This is a genomic window from Methylomonas subterranea, from assembly GCF_024505185.1.
Lineage (GTDB): Bacteria > Pseudomonadota > Gammaproteobacteria > Methylococcales > Methylomonadaceae > Methylomonas > Methylomonas subterranea.
The window spans coordinates 66,865-85,521 of record NZ_JANIBJ010000004.1 but is presented as its reverse complement, the minus strand read 5'-3'; the positions used below and the strand labels follow the sequence as shown (position 1 = coordinate 85,521).

Sequence of the window (18,657 nt, the reverse complement as noted above, 5' to 3'; positions counted from 1 at the left end):
CGCTCTCGATAATTTAACGGTATAAACGGCTGAGGGGGATGCTGACTTCCGCCGGCTGCTTGAATGGCAGGATCATATCCGCCAGCGTCACGGACTCCAAGGCGTTGGCAATCTTCTGATTGATAAGATGCCAATTGCCTTGTATGCGGCAGCCGCTGGCCTGATCGCAGCCTTTATGCGAAGCCGAGCATTCAGTCAGGGCAATCGGCCCTTCCAAGGCACCGATCACCATGGCCACGGTGATTTTTTCCGGCTCGCGGGCCAGCGCATAACCGCCCTTGGCACCGCGCATGGACGACAACAAGCCAGCCTTGGTCAAAATTTTTAAAATCTTGCTGACCGTGGGCAAGGCGATACCGGTCACTTCGGCCAACTCCAGTGCATCATGCAATCGGTGCTGGTCCTTGGCAATCACGCTCAGTACCACCGTGGCGTAGTCGGTTAATTTGCTTAGCTTTAACATGGCCCTCTCAGATTTAGGACCATTTTAGTCTTATTTAATTCCCGAGTAAAGTACTCGGTTATTATTTCCTACCCTTCTCACCTGAGCCAGCCCTTGCGGCGGAAAAACAAATAGGGTAATAAAATGGAAAACGCCATCATTGCCAGGGCGAACGGGTAACCCAAATCCCATTCCAATTCCGGCATGTGCTGAAAATTCATGCCGTATATGCTGGCGATCAGGGTGGGCGGCAGCATGGCAACCGAGGCGACCGAGAAAATTTTAATGACTTTGTTCTGGTTGATGTTGATGAAACCGACCGTAGCGTCCATCAAAAAATTGATTTTGTCGAACAAAAACGCCGTATGGCTGTTGAGCGATTCTATGTCGCGCAAAATCTGCTGGGCATCTTCCAATTGCGCCGGCGAAAGCAGTTTGCGCCGCACCAGAAACGACACCGCCCGCTGGGTGTCCAGCATGTTGCGGCGAATCCGGCCGTTCAAGTCTTCTTCTTCGGCTATGTCCGCCAGAATCTGTTCGGCGTCCTCATCGCTGACATTCTGACTCAAGACTTTTTTGCTGACGGCTTCCAACTCGGTGTAGATGTCTTCCAGCGAATCGGCCGAATATTCGGCCTCGGCGCCGTATAAGTCCAGCAGCATGTCCTTGCTGTCCGTGACAAACCCGGGCTGGGTCCTGGCCCGCAAGCGCTGTAACCTAAACACCGGCAATTCTTCGCCCCGGATGGAAAACAACATCTCTCCACGCAATACAAAAGCCACCGGCACGCTGCGGGACTTGCCTTCCCTGTCCAACAAAAAATCCGAATGGATATGGATTTCATCCTGCGCGACATAAAAGCGGGCGCTGGCCTCCAAATCGGTCAACTCGTCGGGCGAGGGCAATTCCAGATCGTAATGCTGACCGATCAGAGTGCGTTGGGCCTTGGTCGGCGCCAACAAATCGATCCAGATGGGCTTGACCGCCAATAGATCGTGACGACAGGTGATGGAAACCTTCGACAAGCGGCCCTCCTTCAACTCGAAGGCACTCATCTGGCCTTCGCCGCAATGCGGCTCCCGGTCGCCAACCAGCTGTTCGCGCAAGGTGTCGGAAATTTCCCACAACACGTCGTCCTGACGGGCTTCGGGAATCTGCTCCCAAACCAGACGGGCATCGTCCAAACCGAGAGCCGAGAGTATTTGGCCGATTTCGATGGGAGACAATTTTCCCAACAAGGTATTCAACTCGGCCATGTGCTGTTTTTGCACCAGCGAGATTACCAGTTTACGGCGCGGCTGCGGTTGATTCTGCACCATGCTTTCCACCAGCCGGTGCTTTTTCAATAAATCGTTGACGGCTTGTAACTGCAACGGACACTCCAGGGTAAAGACAAATTAACAACCGATATGATAACCGACGTCACCCGGACCACGCGCCGAATAGCCGGGGTCAACCAGTCGGCTTATATCCGGCCATAATTATCCTGATAGCGCACGATATCGTCTTCGCCCAAGTAGCTGCCGGACTGCACTTCGACCATTTCCAATGGAATCACACCGGGATTTTCCAGACTGTGCACCACGCCGACCGGGATATAAATCGACTCGTTTTCGGTCACCAACACCTCTTGGCCGTCCTTGGTGACCCAGGCGGTGCCTTTCACAACCACCCAATGCTCCGCGCGATGGTGGTGCTTCTGCACCGACAGTTTGGCGCCCGGCTTGACCACGATACGCTTGGTATGATGACGGTCACCGGTATCGACCAGATCGTAGTGTCCCCAGGGCCGGTAGACTTTGCGGTGCACATGGGCTTCGTCGCGCTTTAAGGCCTTCAATTGATCGACGATGGCTTTTACATCCTGCACCCTGTCCTTCGAGGCCACCATAACTGCGTCATCCGTTTCCACCACCACCAAATCCTGTACGCCGATCACGGCCACCAATTTACTGCTGGAATGCACATAGGAATTGCTGGTATCGATGGTCAACACATCGCCCTTGATGGCGTTGCCGGCTTGGTCCTTGCCGGTAACATCCCACAAAGCCGACCAGGAGCCGACATCGTTCCAGCCGGCATTCAGGGGAATCACGGCCGCTTTATCGGTTTTTTCCATCACCGCATAGTCGATGGAATCGGCCGGACAGGTAGAAAAAATCTGCTTGTCCAAGCGGGTAAAATCCAGGTCGGTCTTGGCCGCCGCCAAGGCTTCCCGGCACACTTGCAGCATTTGCGGATTGAATTTTTCCAGCTCGGCCAAGAAGACGCCGGCTTTAAAGGCAAACATGCCGCTATTCCAGAAGTAGTCGCCACTGTCCAGGTAGCTTTGCGCGGTTTCCACATCCGGTTTTTCCACAAAAGCGGCCACTTTGAACCCTTCACCAATTTGCTCCGCGCCGGCCTTGATGTATCCATAACCGGTTTCCGGTGCGTTGGCGACGATACCGAAGGTAACCAACAGATCCTGTTTGGCCAACTGCTCTGCTTTAGCAATCGCCAGATGAAAGCTGGAGGTATCGGCAATCACATGGTCGGCCGGCAATATCAACAATACATCGTCAGCCGAAGCCGCGCTTAAGGCCGCCATGGCAACCGCCGGAGCGGTATTCTTGCCGACGGGTTCCAAAATGATGGCGGCCGGTTTACTGCCGATTTCCCATAATTGTTCCGCCATCATGAAGCGGTGATCCTCGTTACATACCGCAATCGGCGGCTGTAATCCGGCAACCCCGCTTAACCGTAACAAGGTCTCCTGTATCATGGTTTTACCCGAAACCAGGGGCAAAAATTGTTTAGGATATTGACCGCGTGACAAGGGCCATAGCCGAGTTCCGGAGCCCCCAGAGAGTATGACGGGTATCATATAAATTGTCCTTTTCGATACGTTAAAAGTTTAGGCCGGCGCCCATTCGACGCAGCATTCATTTGAAAATTATTCGCAGCAGCCCAAGGCGATTTTTTGCAAGCGCTCTCGGGCCAGCCGATAGTCGTTGTGCGGAGTTTGCGTATAGACGACCACCATCATTTCCGGCGCGGCGTCGCCACTCAAACGCTTGAGCAATTGCAACCATTTCGCGTAATACGCATTAGCGGTATTGGTACGGCCGATTCGATACCAGCGCATGACCAACAGATGAATTCGATTATCGGTTATCACTTGCTCTTCGATGCTCCAAGGCTTCGTCGACAAATCGAGGGTTTTTATCGAAGCACTGATAACTCGCCAGTCGCGCTGAATACCAGAGACCAGGATATTTTGCGAATTTACCAGTTCTCCGCCCCGCGATTCATCGCCAAAGTTGGCGAAATAGATTCCAATTACCTGTTCGTCGTCTGCAACAAAACGCGTTTCAGCCACCACCACCCCATCGAACAACGGCCGCCATTGCCAAGCAGGCGCGGCAACCGTTTCCGCCGGCAAATTTTGCAACATCTCCGACGGAATAACGGCAGTCACCGCTTGGCGGGCGTGCAATTGCATCGCGGCAACCGGCCACACAGCCAGACACAGCAGGCTCATAACAGCTACCCACCGGGAGTTACTGTTCTGGATAGTCAGTTGCGATAACGCTTGCTGATCCACTACAGCAACAACAACCAAGTCATCGCGCCAAAACGAGCCAATGTAGAACAGCAACAACATGACCAGACCAAAAAACACCCAACCATATATGATGTGATCGACCCCGGTGGCTAACTTCATGCTACTTAAATGGCCTATCATCACTATCATGTAAGCTCGCACACCATTGGCCAAAATCGGCAACAGAATGGACGCCAGAATAAACACCGCTCGCTTGCGATAACTGGTGTAATTCAAATAGGCGTAGAGCAATCCCAGGGTAATGGAGGCAATCAAATAGCGGATACCGCTGCACGCCTCCACAACCGACCAATTACCGGATGTCAGGGTGAAGTGCAAACCTTCCCGATAAACACTCATGCCGGTCAAGCGCAACATGGCGACGACGAAGCTGGCCGTATATTCCATTAGATACGGCACGAAATCCTCGCCAAACGGCACCATTAAAAACAAGAAACCCAATGGGAACAGCATGTTGCGGGTAAGCTGGTTGCCCAATACACTCCAAATCAGGCAAATCAACATCCCCGCCAGCGCAAACTGTTCAACCACCAACACCTGGCTTAATTCAGCCGCTAACCAGCCGAACCCGCATATCATCATCCCCGCCAAACCCCATGGACTCGGCTGAGGATAGAACCTTGCGTAAACTTCTTTTCGACTCCACAGTAACCACAGACTTACCGGAGCCACCAAAAAACCATGCGCAAAGGTATCGGAACCCGACCAAACACTCGCCATGGAACGCCAGCCTTCCCAAAAAAGCAGTAAAAAGCAAGATTGCAGCAGCAGCAAAATCCATAACGACCTTCGCCAATGCGCCGGAACATCAATACTTTTAAGCATGAAACTGTCTCTCCAACCGATCCATCAAGCCGCTATGCTTAGATTCGGTATTAACGCTATATTCTGCTAGGATATTCAACCTACACCATCGTTCCAGTTTCTTGACCAATATCATGACAAATTGTTTGCATCATTTATTGTTTAAATCGCTAGACAAATCGGGAAACACCGGCGCGATACTGCATAAAGACAGCCGAATCACCTACCAACAACTCGCCTTGCAAGTACAGCAACAGGCTGACGCCTTGCAAGGCCTGGATTTAAAACGCCAGCAGCGGGTAGCGATTTATTTACCCAAGCAAATTGAAACCGTCAGCAGTTTTTTAGCCGTATCGACTGCCGGCGGGGTGTTCGTACCTATCAATCCGGTTTTAAAGGCTCAACAGGTTGGCTACATACTGAACGATTGTAACGTCAAAATTTTGATTACATCGAAAAGTCGTTTACAAAGCCTGCGGGACACCCTGCACGACTGCACCGATCTACATACTATCATTGTGGTCGATCAGGATTCGATAGACATTAACGATCAGTCCCGCCAAATCATAAACTGGCCTACATACAACCGATTCGCCGAACATCATTCTTCAACAAAGCCTGTTCCACTAATCGATGCCGACATGGCCGCGATTTTGTATACCTCCGGCAGCACCGGTAAACCGAAAGGCGTGGTGCTATCGCACCGCAACATCATAGCCGGCGCGGAAAGCGTGGCCGAATATTTGCAAATTCAGGCCCATGACCGCCTGTTGGCGGCACTGCCTTTCAGCTTCGATTACGGCTTGAACCAGTTGACAACCAGCCTGCTGACCGGGGCCAGTTGCGTTCTGATGGATTATTTATTGCCCCGCGATGTCATCATGGCCCTGGAGAAATACCGGATCACGGGTTTGGCCGCCGTACCGCCGCTGTGGGCGCAACTGGCGGATTTAAACTGGCCGGAAAGTATAGCCGAACACTTGCGTTATATGACCAATTCCGGCGGCAAAATGCCGAAAACCGTTTTACAAAAACTGCGCGCCAAAGCGCCGAAATCGCGGTTTTTTTTAATGTACGGATTGACCGAAGCCTTCCGCTCCACCTACCTGCCGCCCGAGCAAATCGACATCCGTCCGGACTCCATGGGCAAGGCCATACCCAATGCCGAAATCATGGTGGTGCGGGAAGACGGTAGCCTCTGCGCCCCGCACGAACCGGGCGAATTGGTGCACCGCGGCTCGTTGGTCAGTCTGGGCTATTGGAATGATCCCGGCAAAACCGCCGAGCGCTTCAAACCCGCGCCGGGCCAACTATCCGGCCTGCCGTTGACCGAAATAGCGGTTTGGTCCGGCGACACCGTGACCATGGATGAAGAGGGATTTTTATATTTTGTCGGCCGCAAGGACGATATGATCAAAACCTCGGGTTATCGGGTCAGCCCCAGCGAAATAGAGGAAGTCGTCTATGCGTCGGGACTGGTCAAGGAAGCAGCGGCCATCGGTATAGAACACGCCACCCTGGGTCAGGCTGTCGTGGTCGTCGCCAGTCCGCAAGTCGATGGTGAATTCGACCCTCAACAATTAATCGACGTCTGCAGAAAACAATTACCGAATTTTATGGTGCCCGCCAAAATAGAAGTATTGGCGGATTTACCTCGCAACCCCAACGGCAAAATAGACCGTAAAATGCTCGTCCAACAATTTGCCAACCTGTTTCAATCCTAAGTTCAACATGAATTCAGCCGCTCCCATACATGCCGATATCAATACCTTCCCCATAGCGAATGGGCAATTGATGCTTGGCGGCATACCGCTCTCTCAATTGGCTCAACGCGTGGGCCAAACCCCGTTTTACGCCTACGACAGACAGGCGCTGACGCAACGAGTGCTTGATCTGCGAAAAAACATGCCGGCTGAATTGAAAATTCATTACGCCATGAAAGCCAACCCGATGCCGGCCGTGGTACAACATATGGCGACCTTGGTGGACGGTTTCGATTTGGCTTCGGCGGGTGAAATGAAGGTAGCGCTCGACACACCCATGCCCGCGGCACACATCAGCTTCGCCGGCCCGGGCAAACGCCCCCAGGAATTATCGCAAGCCATCGCAGCCGGGGTGACCCTTAACGCCGAATCCTTTCACGAATTAAACACCATTGCCGAACAATGCCAAGCCCTGGGTCTTAATGCCAAGGTTGCCATCCGTATCAATCCGGCGTTCGAATTAAAAGCCTCCGGCATGAAAATGGGCGGCGGCCCCAAGCAATTCGGTATCGACGAAGAACAGTTACCCGATGCACTCAGGCTGATCAAGGCACTCGATTTAGACTTTCAAGGCTTTCATATCTACAGCGGTTCGCAAAATCTTAAAGCCGAATCCATCATCGACGCACAGAAAAAGAGTCTGCAACTGGCGGCACGGCTGGCGGAACATTGCCCTACCCCCATTCGTAAACTCAACATCGGCGGCGGCTTCGGCATACCCTACTTTCCAGGCGATACTCCCCTGGAAATCGGACAGGTAGGCAAGGCATTGGGAGAGCAAATGGCGGCGACAAAACACGCCCTGCCGGAAGCGGAAATCATCATCGAACTGGGCCGCTATCTGGTCGGCGAAGCGGGTATTTACGTAACACGCATCATCGATAAAAAAAATTCCAGAGGCCAAACTTTTTTAATTGTGGATGGCGGCTTGCACCACCACTTGGCGGCATCCGGCAATTTCGGTCAAGTCATACGCAAGAATTATCCGGTAGCCATCGGTAACAAAATGGACTTTGCTGAACACGAAACCGTCAATATCGTCGGTCCGTTGTGCACGCCACTGGATATATTAGCCGACAAAATGGCGCTACCCAAGGCAGAAATCGGCGATCTGGTGGTGATTTTCCAGTCGGGCGCTTATGGCTACACCGCCAGTCCGGCCAGATTTCTTAGTCAGCCGGATGCACTGGAAATATTAGCCTAATGAATATGAAATTGATGATGTATCCATAAGTTGGATACATCCATCCCGCTGGTTCGATATCTTAAAACGACGAATTTCAACCCACATCAAATTAGCGAAAAATCAAAAATGATTGGTTATATTATCCTAGCCCTTTCCTCGATATTTTTTATATTGTCAATATATCTAAAATATAGCCAGTACGTTGACGAAAAAAGTTTAGATCGGTTTTTATCTACAGTTGATCTTACCGGCCTGTCAAAAGGTAAAATCATTGAAAGGCTAAATCAGGCTGTGTACTTCAACAAAGGGTTTGCGAAAAACAAACAATACTTTTTATTTCAAAAACTAGGCCCAACACCGGTGCAGGTTTTGCAAAATGGCGGCGACTGCGCAGACAAATCGCGTTTATTGTCTGCCCTGCTTAAGCGCTTGAATATAGACTCGACTTTGGTGATGTTGTATGGTTCCGAAACCAGTGGACCAACACACACGATTGTCAATGCTCGATATGAGAAAGGCTGGATGGCCGCAGACCCAGTATTCAACATTTCTTTTCCCAGGGATGATGATACTTATTATGGTGTATCGGATTTGAAAGCTGATTCGGAAATATTAATCAACCGCCTGGATTTTCTGGAAAAATTACGCGGTAAGGACGATAAAATCGCCTTCTATAAAAGGGAAACCGAAAGCTATAACTGGCCTAAAACCATAAACTGGGATAAAAATCCCTACTTGCGAAAAATTGCCAACATATTAGAAAATCTAAAAGTTGATCCATACCTTTTAAAGCGACCACAAGTACTCGAAAATCCTAAAAATCTAATAGGCTATATATCTTTTCTTACTGCATTGTTGTTATTAACAATAAATAACTTAATAGCCTAACTGATTATTGAGTTCAACGCATCAGCCAGAACATTGGCCCCGTACCGCCTCGAATGCATTTCTATAGTCTGCTTGGATGCAAGCTTGACACTTTTTTGCTGAATACCATCAATAAAACGGACAAATATTTTTTTGATGGACTCCTTATCATCTAACGCTACAACTTCATTCAAACCAGCCTCAAACAAAACGCCAGCCGTATCACCGACTGGATCGGTTAATGCAAGAATAGGTTTTCCGGCGCGTAAATACTCATAAATTTTTGCAGGAACCTGATGATTACAATTACTCGCCTGAAATATCAGCAAGCCATCGACCGCTAACATTTCAGCCAAAGCCATCTCATAAGCGATACCAGGCTCAAGAAAAACTATATCCTTCAAATCGCATTCATCAATCATGCGTTGAAGTAAAGCGTCATGTCCGGTAGCACGTAATATAATCCGGAGTTGATCGGCTTTTATCTGATTAAACTGTTTCAACTCAGCCAACGCGAAAAAAAAATGACTAGGGTCGCGTTCAGACGGATAAATTACACCACTATGTAACAAAACGATTTTATTAGGCTTACTTAACAACACATCCTTGAAAGCTTGAGAGCGTTCGGCGTTAACAAAATTTTCCTCGTCAAAGCCGTTCGGTATCAATACCCAGCGCTCATCGGCAATGTCCGGATAACGTTGTTTGTACATCCGAATAGCTCCGGGAGTAGTAAAGACAGCGCGACTGCAATGATTTATCGTTTGTCTCTCGATCCAACGATAAACACGCCTCTGCAACGGATCATCGGGATAATCATTTTCGGTCATGGAGTCACGAAAATCGGCAATCCATGGGATACCGGTCGCGCGGTGCAATAAAAATCCCAGTAAATGCGCGGTTGCAATGGGGTAAGTAGACCAAATGACGCGCGGCTTATTTCGTCGAATTAACATTAGACCCGAAAAAAAACCACCCAAGCACCAACTTATCCATCTGTCGGGCAAGGCCATCCATCTCGAATATCGCCCTTTAAAGGACAAATGCCTTGCCGTATCCAGGGCAAAAGCGCGTTTGACCGTGACTTGTTGAGGGACTTCTTGCAACTGATCTGAGCTGCATTTTTCATATGCGCGCGGATCGACGGTTAATACCTGCGCACACCAGCCGTGTTCCAGCAAATAGGTTGTAAACTTCAGCGTACGTTGAATTCCGCTACTGACTCTTACCGGCGGAAAGTGGTACGCTATCATCAAAACATTTTTCATAGTGCCCTTATCCAATTCACACTCCAATCCGCAACTCTGTCACGCCACTCTGCCGACGAAAATGTATGGTCCGCTTCAGGAAAATCGCGCTTTGTAACCAGCGGATCGCTCAACAATGCCTGCCAAACCGAATCGTCGGCAACAACCAGCCTGAACTCGTCCGCAGTCAAATCTCTACCGCTGAGTATCAATAAAACCGGTTTACCGAATTGCTTGAAGCACTCCCGCATTCTGACCGGTAACGGCAAACCGTCGTCGATATGAACTGCAGACGAAGTAGATACAGCCGAAGCCTGCAATGGTCCTTTTACAACTTTCTTCAAAATATCGGCAAACGAAACGATAGCACCGATAAAATCGAACTTAAATAAAAACACTTTCCGCCAAAAATCCGAACTCAAAAACCGTTGCAAATAATAATGTCTGAGAAAAGTTTTAGCGGAACCTTGCTCAGTAAACACCCAAGGATTGAGCAACACAAGTCCCGCCACCCGATGATCTTGATAAGCGTAAAACAGCGCTGCCGAAGCGGCATCGCACAACCCCCAAATTACCACGCTCTTTAGATCAACAGACGCCATAAAACAATCGACAGCACTACGTATATCGGCATCCAATTGATCAAACCGCCGCTCCCCCCCTTTCGAGTCACCCATTCCTCGAACATCAAAGCGCATTGCCGGAATTCCATGACTAGCCAAATATCTAGCCAATAAAACAAATTGTCGATGGCTGCCGACCCTGTACTGTGGCCCACCGACTACAATCAATACGCCGACCCGCGCGCCGCCTTCGGCCAGATGGACTATTCCGAGCAGTTGATCCCCCTGACAGTCAAAAACCATCGGCATTTCATTACGCCGCATAAACATTTACCGACTGTATATATTTGAACACATCGCGATTTGTACGATTTCCCGCAAAAACATAAAACACTGTATCGATCAAAATGAGCTTGACAGCAGCCATACATATGCTTCGAGAATATAAAAAATTCGAGATTACGTTAATTAATGCCATAGCCTAACCTTTTCTAGCGTAACGGTAAGCAATGCGGGCGCCGTACTGATTTCCTGACTGGCCCAAAACTGTTCACCAGTAACGGTTGTCAAGGTTGTCGGGATTCCCTGATTCGTCAGATTATCAACAGCCTGTAAATAAACAAAAGATGATTGTGGGTTCTGCGCCGCGACAACTTCAAACACATCGAACGAGTTCAAAGACACCAAAGCGGAAGGATCGAACTTTAACTTCATCAAGGGATTCATCAACTCAGGATTCAAACCATAGCCGGCCACCTCTAGCGCTTGCCCTTGCTGCAACAACCTTTTCAAATCGCCGGTCTTTTCCTGCGGCGCAAGGTTGTTCATTATGGCGGCAGCAATCCGAAGTCGCAAAAACTGGGTAACAAACATGTCGCCGTTAAAAACCGGTTGCCAAGCCAACATTCGCGAAATAGTATCTGGATTGCGCTTAGCGTAATCCATGGCCAGTAAAATACCGGTCCTTAAACCCCATAAACCTACCCGTTCGATACCTTGTCGTTTAAGCCAAGCAACTCCCTCGGCAAGATCGGCTAACCAGAAATCCCAAGTAGCCTCAGCAAAGTCACCGCTACTGTCGCCAGTCCCAAACAAATCCAGTATCAATACGCCATATCCCAGTTTAGAAAGCGCATTTGCTTGCAACATAACCATATGCCTTGATTTGTTCATCTCTTCAGCAAAGGCTGGAACATGCACCAGCGCCCCCTTGGGTTCAGAATCAGAAGGCGAGATATAAACGGCAAACAATGTGCCCGATCGGCTTTCCAAAAAAAAAGGATTCATAGATCAAACACTAAAGAGAGCATGGCATGTAATGGAGGAGAAAAACTACGCTATGAACCACTGGCGCGAGATAATGCTAACGAATATCCAGCCAGATAACCAAGTTTTACTGATTTCATTAGTGAAAAATAACCGTTGCCCGCAATTGAAATTAATATACACAAAACAAGCAATCCGGATGATTGTAAAATTCGACGATGGCAAAATAGTTGATATCTTCTATTAACTCATTAAAAACCAATTAATACCGTGCAACCAGTTGCCGTAATACGAAGGGAATACTTGAAAATGGAGGCAAACAAAAAGATCAACCGATATGCAGATATCATCCATACGCTGAGGTTGGTTTCAGACATGCACACTTACAACGATTATTACCGAAGGCAAAATAAATAATTATAGTTTATTTTCGACAAACGCTACCAGAGAACCGAATGTCTCAAATACCGAGGCATCGATTTCATCATCATCGACAGCAAACCCGAATCGATCCTCAAATGCCGTTATAATTGACACTACAGCCATGGAGTCAAATTCCGGAATAGCGCCCAATAAAGGCATATCCATTGCGAAATTGGCGCTACTATCCTTAATCTGCAGAATTGAAATCAATATTTCTTTAACTTGATCGGTAACGGACATAATTATATTTTTAGTTTAGTTTTAAGCATTACATAAATATCCCGCAATCGCTTTATACGGGCTTTTAAGGTTTCTTTGAGATATTCCAAACACCCCCTGAATGAAGACGTATTAAACACCAAAAGCCCCCAACGTTCGCGTCTATGAGACATCCAGTCCTTCTTGTAACTATCATCGCCGGATAAATAATCGACAATTTCCACCTTGTCCAGGTCGATCGCGTGCTCCATGAGTTTTGAAGTCAGTATAGTACCAGCGGAATATTGCGTGTAAGCATCATCATAAGCCAACTTAAAAATGTATGCCGTTTTATCCGCGATAATCCAGACTTGCGCCGCGATGGCTTTGTCACCAAGATAGGCGACCCCCAAACGAAGCGTACCATTTGACGCTGCCAGTTTAATTAATCCAGGCATAAATTCCGGAAACGGCTCTTCCACTTTCCAGCTGGAGCGATAAACTTGCTCATAACAAGCTATAGCCTCTTCAATATGCTGAATAGATGTGAAAATAGTAACCTTTGCACCATCCAATTGGAAAAATTTTTTCGATTTACGCAATACCGTATTTCTAACTTGCGACGAGAGCTGAGAAAAGTATTCGGTAAATGATCGACCAGCAACATCAAGAAACCAGTTACCAAAACAAAAGAATTTAATTGCCGGCATCCCGTTTTTTTGGAATTCAGACAACAAAAAATCACACTCCTCCAGACTGAGCGGACGTAACTCCATTAAGTCCCAGGCCGGCAACCTTTTATTGATTTGTTGTAAAAAGCTTGAGATTTCAGACTCAACCATCCCCCTATCGCCAACCAATGAAAAGATTGGCGAATAATAATTTGACATACTCTTAACAACTTTAAGAGAATGATTTGCCTCATACATCAAGGGCAGAATCAATGGATTATTAATTTGGCTTTGATACAAAAAAAAACAATCGAAGTTTAAAACTTTAGCGACACTATTAAAAAAATTACTAAACCAACCGAATGAATTAAAAAACCCCCTTTCGGGACGGTTCAACCCCAAAATAACATCATCCCGCAAACCATCAATACTTGAAACTTCTATTGACATATAGATAAAAACCAAATTTAATAAATACCAGCAATCTCGAGAATTAGTCTATCATTAGCAAACAAACAAAATAAAGAATATTTATTTATGCATAATTTGTTTTAATAAATCCGCAATCAACCCCATGCACAATATAATAAGAGAAACCAAAAATCCGCCCAACCCCAAATAATAACCGGCATTTATATGCAGAAAGGTTGATATCAAGAAGCCAACACACGACAATAAAATACAAATGATAGCAAATAGTAGAAAAACCTTTATAGGATTATAATAAGTTACAGCTTGCAAAATAAATTGCAAAGTTCTTAATGAATCTCTAAACAATCGGACTTTTGAGCTACCATGCCTTTTTGAATAAGGTATATCTATATATGACACAAATAGCCCGGTCATCATATAGGCGAGAGTTAGCGACGTGGTAAAGCTAAAGGTATCGCAAAGCAGGTTGAAATATGGAACGACAGTTTTTTTACTAAACACTCTCAATCCGGAATTTATGTCAGGGATTTTTCGACCGGCAGTAAACTCAACCAAAAACCTCAATATTCGCCGCAATGGTGATTTAAGGATAGATGGATTTACATGTACGCCCGTCCTGCGCCCAACCACCATATCGAATCCCTTAACATACTCCTCGTAGAGTTTGGGAAATTGATCGAATGGATAAGTTAAATCCGCGTCGGTAATAACGATCGCATCGTTGTTTGCAGCCAAAATACCACTCTTTAGGGACTTGCCATACCCAACGTTATGAGGATGATTAACAACTTTCGCCCCGCTCTCTAGCGCTTCTTCCGCTGTATTGTCAGTAGAACCGTCGTTCACAACAATAATTTCGTAACCGTCAATACTCATTGACTCTAGAGTATGTCTGATTTCGTTAACAGTATGGTGAATGGCGCCCTGTTCGTTATATGCAGGTATGACGACTGAGATCATGTAGATTTCCTATTAATATGTTCATAATGTTTTTGCAACCAAAGCCCCAAACAAACCAAGCCATACAGCTTTAACCCATTATCTGATACTTTGTTTTCGTGATCGCGCCACAAACTTTCGATAACAGCTCCATTTAACCATTCAGTCAGCGGAGTATCCAAGGTTGCGGATTTTCCCAATGCGGCCAAATCCTTAGACAACCAATGGGACACAGGAGCGTTAAATCCCTTTTTTTTTCGGTATAAAAGATCATGTGGAAGATTGCCTTCTTGAGATGATTTTAATATTGCCTTTTTGTTACCCCTATTCAACTTCCAAGAAACCGGTAGACCCGCGGCAAACTCTACAATTCGATGATCCAGAAAAGGCACACGCGTTTCAAGAGAATGCGCCATCGCCGCCTGATCCAATTTAATCAAAATATCGTCAACCAACCAGGTTTTCATATCGACATATGAGGCCTGATCCAAAAAATGGCAGTTGGATACCTCGGAAAACTTTTGCAGGAAAGATTCAGCAGGATCATATTCCATGATACTGGGATCGTTCAAAAAAGCACGTTTTTCGGCATCTGAAAAAATAGTGCGCCAGTGATAGTGAGCTCGTTCAAAGGGCAAAGCCAAACCAGCCAAAAATTGGCGTAATTTATAATCAAAACTTACTTTATGAAAAGTGACCGGCAAATGAGCATTAACAATGCCCCGCATGGCCTGAATGATAAAATTTGGGACTCCGGAAAACACATTATGAAGTTTGTCCGCCATATACGTTTCGTATCCCAGAAACAACTCATCGCCGCCATCTCCTGACAACGATACCGTTACATTTTGCCTCGCAAATTGGCATAAAAAATATGTTGGTATCATAGAACTGTCTGCAAATGGCTCGTCATACGCGGAAGTTATCGCAGGCAAATTATCACAAATATGCGGAGCTATTACTTTAGAATCCAAACCAACCCCAAGGTAATCAGCCATCGATTGGGCTTCCGGAAGTTCATTATAGGAGTGCTCATTAAAACCGATACTGTAAGTTTTAGTCCTATTCGACCCGGCCAATTTTGCCATTCCGTACACGATTGTCGAGGAATCAACACCGCCGCTTAAAAAAGCTCCCAGAGGAACATCCGCAACTATCTGCCCCGAAACGGACTGACTAATTAACTCATTTAGCCGGTCCTGAGCCAATTTATAACTTGACCACTCCTGTTTATGATTAAAAAACTCATTTAGCGCCCAATATTCTTTGATAACTATCGGTTTTGAATGGTCCGCTAAAATATAATGTGCCGGCGCTAATTTTTTAACCCCCTGAATAATACAACAATCGGTAAGAACATAGTTTAAGGAAAGAAACTGACTTATAGCACGAGGATCTACGGCTTGAGGGCAGTAGGGGTGTTGCATCAGCGCCTTTAGCTCGGAAGCAAAGACAACACCATATTCGTTTTCAAAAAAATATAAAGGTTTCTCACCCATCCTATCGCGCGCAATAAACAAACGCTGTTTCCGAACGTCCCATATTGCAAAAGCAAACATGCCCACGAATTTTGCCAGACATTCCACATCCCAATGCAGATAGGCTTGCAAAATCACTTCAGTATCCGAGTTAGTTAAAAACTCAGCCCCCCTCGCCACCAATTCCTGCCTCAATTGGCCGTGGTTATAAATCTCTCCGTTAAAAACGATGCAGGCAAGTCCGTCTCTATCAAACATCGGCTGATTAGAAACAGCACGTGTATCAATTACCGATAGCCTGCGGTGACCCAATACCACTTTCCCGCATTGCTTTATTGACCCCGCATCGGGCCCCCTATGAACCATTGCCGAAATTACTTTCTCCATGGCAACAGGATCAACCGAGCCACCCCAATTCAATTCACCCGCTATTCCACACATTTAGATTTCTCTGGCTCAAATAAAAATACTACCAATACGGCGATTTGCAGAAAACTGGTGTAGAAAGTATATCGCTGCAAGAGTGGTTCAACGATGGAAACCAATAAAATATTGGCAAGACACATCATGGTTACCATTAGCAAAACCCTTGAGGTGATTTTATCATACCTCATACTATCTATTAACGATAAGATTAATACAACGAGCAGAAAGAGCATATAATAAGGACCATCTCCATTTTTGACTGCCGAATAATACTCTGAAAGATATGTAAACAGATTGCCCTTGATTAATTTATAGGAAATTGAAAGGGTGATTCTATCAATTTCCCACCAGTCAGTAATTCCATTCCCTTTAAGTACAGGATATAGTATTTGCCAGCAAATTAAGTTATAACTTTCGAGAAAATGATGGTATCCGCATTGAATCGGCAACGCGCTTTCCTTACAGGAGCTTAATGACACATAGTTTTTATCCATCATTTGTAATGTCGAAACAAAAACCTCCTTTTCAAGCCCAGAAAATTGATCCGCGTCGACGAAGCGAGCTATCCAAAGCGGACGCACGACCAATTGTATTCCAGTAAATGGCACTCCCGTAAAATGACCCGCTGTAATGCCGTTATAAACCCTTTCGATTGCATTTGATCCAAAGTAACTAACAAAAACCATGCATATCAAGATCAAAGATTTTGATTTATTTCGCATAAGCAATAACATCAGGACGTAAACCGGATACAAAAAAACGAATTGTTTTCTAGTCAACATCAAAATAAACAATATAACACATGACAGGAAGATACTTCTTTTATCTAGTGCATACAATCCAGCTATAAAATAACCTGTCGATAACAAAAACAAGGAATAAGAAACAGACTCCGCCCCTACAAGATTGGCAATATCGAGAAAATCGATTGGCAAATATGGCAATATCAGCAACAAAAAAAACATTATACTAACGTGCCGCGTCCGAATAAAAATAGACTTTAATTTTTCACAAAAGAATACTATTGATGCCACTCCAGTTATGTATTGCATCAACACCAAAAGATGATAGTGCTCATCAAATATATCGAGCAAAAAAGGATACACTGGGGAACGTGTCGGCCAATGATTGACATAGGTCGATGAGTCTAGACTGATTACCGGCCCTTTCAGCAATATGGAAATTCCCAACCCCAAAAACAGCAAGATATAAAGCCAAGCATGAGAAGTCGATAATTCAGTGCGAAACATCTGGTTGATAGCTTTTGCGCCATAGAACCCGATCCTGCCTAACGCCCTTCTCTTATTCGTCGCATTATGAAAATCCAACGCCATACACACCTTTGAATCAAGTTGCCCAACTTGAGCGCAAGTCGAATCAGACTTGAGACTGCCCTTGCCACCCCACCATAAGAACCCTCCAGGTAACGAAGCAAGCATCATTACAACCCCGTAGAGCACCGACAACAACAAAGATTTTTCATTTGGCACCCCCACGATACCAAACAACGCGACCATGGCGCTTTCACGAACCCCCCACCCTCCAATAGAAATTGGTAACGCGGCGAGCAAGGTCACCATACCGACAAACACAGCGCTGATAAAAAATGAAACGTCTATACCAATACTTTTACTTAATACAAAAACCGCTAAAAACCCGGTTGACGAAGCCAATGCTCCCACTATTAAAACTTCAACTGCCCGATACGGATTAACAAGCAATTTACGCATACCACTGGCAAGATCGTTCATTAACTTGACAATATGATGATTCAAAAATCTATATTTTTGTCCGACTCCAACCGTGCAAAACACTATCAGTGCAAGGATCATCACGCTGGAACTCAATATTGTAAAACGTAAAAGCCCATCATTAAGGTCGGACCAGACAAACAACGATGCGATTGTTACCACCATACTGAGCGAAAGCAACCCGGTAACTCTATCGATAACCACGCTACTAAAACCTATATTGCTAATCAACCCGTGTCGATGAGCCCCCCAAACCCTGAAAACATCGCCCCCTATCGAAGTAGGCAGCACCTGATTCATGAACACACCAAGAAAAGACAGTCTGACAGCCACTGCAACTTCGAGCATGCCATCCAAAAAACATACAATTCTATGCCACCGCCATGAGAGAATATAAGTTTGGAGTATAGTAATAAAAATCGCAGCCAATATATATTTCCAGTCAACATAAAACAACAATTGAGCGATATTATTAATATCTATTCTAGAAAATACGACCAGAAGTAACAGCGATGTAACCCCAAGCTTAATTAATAGCATAAGCGAACTCTTTAAACTAGCTGTGTTTCGTATGGATACCATCAGTTTTAGTAA

15 protein-coding genes are annotated in these 18,657 nt (G+C 46.1%); 3 read left to right on the top strand and 12 right to left on the bottom strand.

Translation table 11 applies throughout. The features are described from left to right. Positions 1-13: 13 nt before the first annotated feature. The 4 genes from NP590_RS03265 to xrtA form a co-directional block, all read right to left on the bottom strand. A complete protein-coding gene (locus NP590_RS03265) occupies positions 14-463 on the bottom strand; it encodes an SUF system Fe-S cluster assembly regulator (protein WP_256600787.1) in 450 nt (149 codons plus the stop codon). A 77-nt stretch (positions 464-540) separates the two neighbouring features. Further along, positions 541-1,815 (bottom strand): magnesium/cobalt transporter CorA, encoded by a 1,275-nt coding sequence (gene corA, locus NP590_RS03260; RefSeq protein WP_256600786.1) that lies wholly within the window; start codon positions 1,813-1,815, stop codon positions 541-543. 92 nt (positions 1,816-1,907) lie between these two features. Beyond that, complete coding sequence (locus NP590_RS03255) at positions 1,908-3,308, bottom strand: mannose-1-phosphate guanylyltransferase/mannose-6-phosphate isomerase (RefSeq protein ID WP_256600785.1); 1,401 nt, start codon at positions 3,306-3,308, stop codon at positions 1,908-1,910. A 69-nt stretch (positions 3,309-3,377) separates the two neighbouring features. Beyond that, positions 3,378-4,874 (bottom strand): exosortase A, encoded by a 1,497-nt coding sequence (gene xrtA / locus NP590_RS03250; protein ID WP_256600784.1) that lies wholly within the window; start codon positions 4,872-4,874, stop codon positions 3,378-3,380. A 113-nt stretch (positions 4,875-4,987) separates the two neighbouring features. On the opposite strand from xrtA, the gene NP590_RS03245 reads away from it, so the two are divergent. The 3 genes from NP590_RS03245 to NP590_RS03235 are packed head-to-tail and all read left to right on the top strand — an operon-like array spanning position 4,988 to position 8,690. Beyond that, positions 4,988-6,577 carry an acyl-CoA ligase (AMP-forming), exosortase A system-associated gene (locus NP590_RS03245; RefSeq protein ID WP_256600782.1) on the top strand — a complete coding sequence of 530 codons (1,590 nt, stop codon included), beginning with the start codon at positions 4,988-4,990 and terminating at the stop codon, positions 6,575-6,577. A 7-nt stretch (positions 6,578-6,584) separates the two neighbouring features. Then, a complete protein-coding gene (locus tag NP590_RS03240) occupies positions 6,585-7,820 on the top strand; it encodes a pyridoxal-dependent decarboxylase, exosortase A system-associated (RefSeq protein WP_256600781.1) in 1,236 nt (411 codons plus the stop codon). A 30-nt stretch (positions 7,821-7,850) separates the two neighbouring features. After that, positions 7,851-8,690 (top strand): transglutaminase-like domain-containing protein, encoded by an 840-nt coding sequence (locus tag NP590_RS03235; RefSeq protein ID WP_256600780.1) that lies wholly within the window; start codon positions 7,851-7,853, stop codon positions 8,688-8,690. Here NP590_RS03235 and NP590_RS03230 read toward each other — a convergent pair. The 8 genes from NP590_RS03230 to NP590_RS03195 form a co-directional block, all read right to left on the bottom strand. Continuing rightward, positions 8,687-9,937, bottom strand: coding sequence for a glycosyltransferase (locus NP590_RS03230; protein ID WP_256600779.1), 1,251 nt, complete (start codon positions 9,935-9,937; stop codon positions 8,687-8,689). The genes NP590_RS03235 and NP590_RS03230 overlap by 4 nt on opposite strands. Then, on the bottom strand, positions 9,934-10,803 hold the full coding sequence (locus NP590_RS03225) for a hydrolase 1, exosortase A system-associated (RefSeq protein ID WP_256600778.1): 870 nt from the start codon (positions 10,801-10,803) through the stop codon (positions 9,934-9,936). Before NP590_RS03225 ends, NP590_RS03230 begins: the two co-directional genes overlap by 4 nt. Positions 10,804-10,947: 144 nt before the next feature. Then, positions 10,948-11,766 carry a hydrolase 2, exosortase A system-associated gene (locus NP590_RS03220; RefSeq protein WP_256600777.1) on the bottom strand — a complete coding sequence of 273 codons (819 nt, stop codon included), beginning with the start codon at positions 11,764-11,766 and terminating at the stop codon, positions 10,948-10,950. A gap of 396 nt (positions 11,767-12,162) precedes the next feature. Further along, entirely contained in the window at positions 12,163-12,408 is a 246-nt protein-coding gene (locus tag NP590_RS03215) for an acyl carrier protein (protein ID WP_256600776.1), read from the bottom strand. A gap of 2 nt (positions 12,409-12,410) precedes the next feature. Further along, on the bottom strand, positions 12,411-13,487 hold the full coding sequence (locus tag NP590_RS03210; protein ID WP_256600775.1) for a GNAT family N-acetyltransferase: 1,077 nt from the start codon (positions 13,485-13,487) through the stop codon (positions 12,411-12,413). 81 nt (positions 13,488-13,568) lie between these two features. Next, positions 13,569-14,429 (bottom strand): glycosyltransferase family 2 protein, encoded by an 861-nt coding sequence (locus NP590_RS03205; RefSeq protein WP_256600774.1) that lies wholly within the window; start codon positions 14,427-14,429, stop codon positions 13,569-13,571. Beyond that, positions 14,426-16,327, bottom strand: coding sequence for an asparagine synthase (glutamine-hydrolyzing) (gene asnB / locus NP590_RS03200; protein ID WP_256600773.1), 1,902 nt, complete (start codon positions 16,325-16,327; stop codon positions 14,426-14,428). The genes NP590_RS03205 and asnB overlap by 4 nt, the downstream gene beginning before the upstream one ends. Next, the gene (locus tag NP590_RS03195; RefSeq protein ID WP_256600772.1) at positions 16,315-18,603 is read right to left on the bottom strand and encodes a lysylphosphatidylglycerol synthase transmembrane domain-containing protein; all 2,289 of its coding nucleotides are present in this window, start codon (positions 18,601-18,603) and stop codon (positions 16,315-16,317) included. The genes asnB and NP590_RS03195 overlap by 13 nt, the downstream gene beginning before the upstream one ends. Positions 18,604-18,657 lie beyond the last annotated feature (54 nt).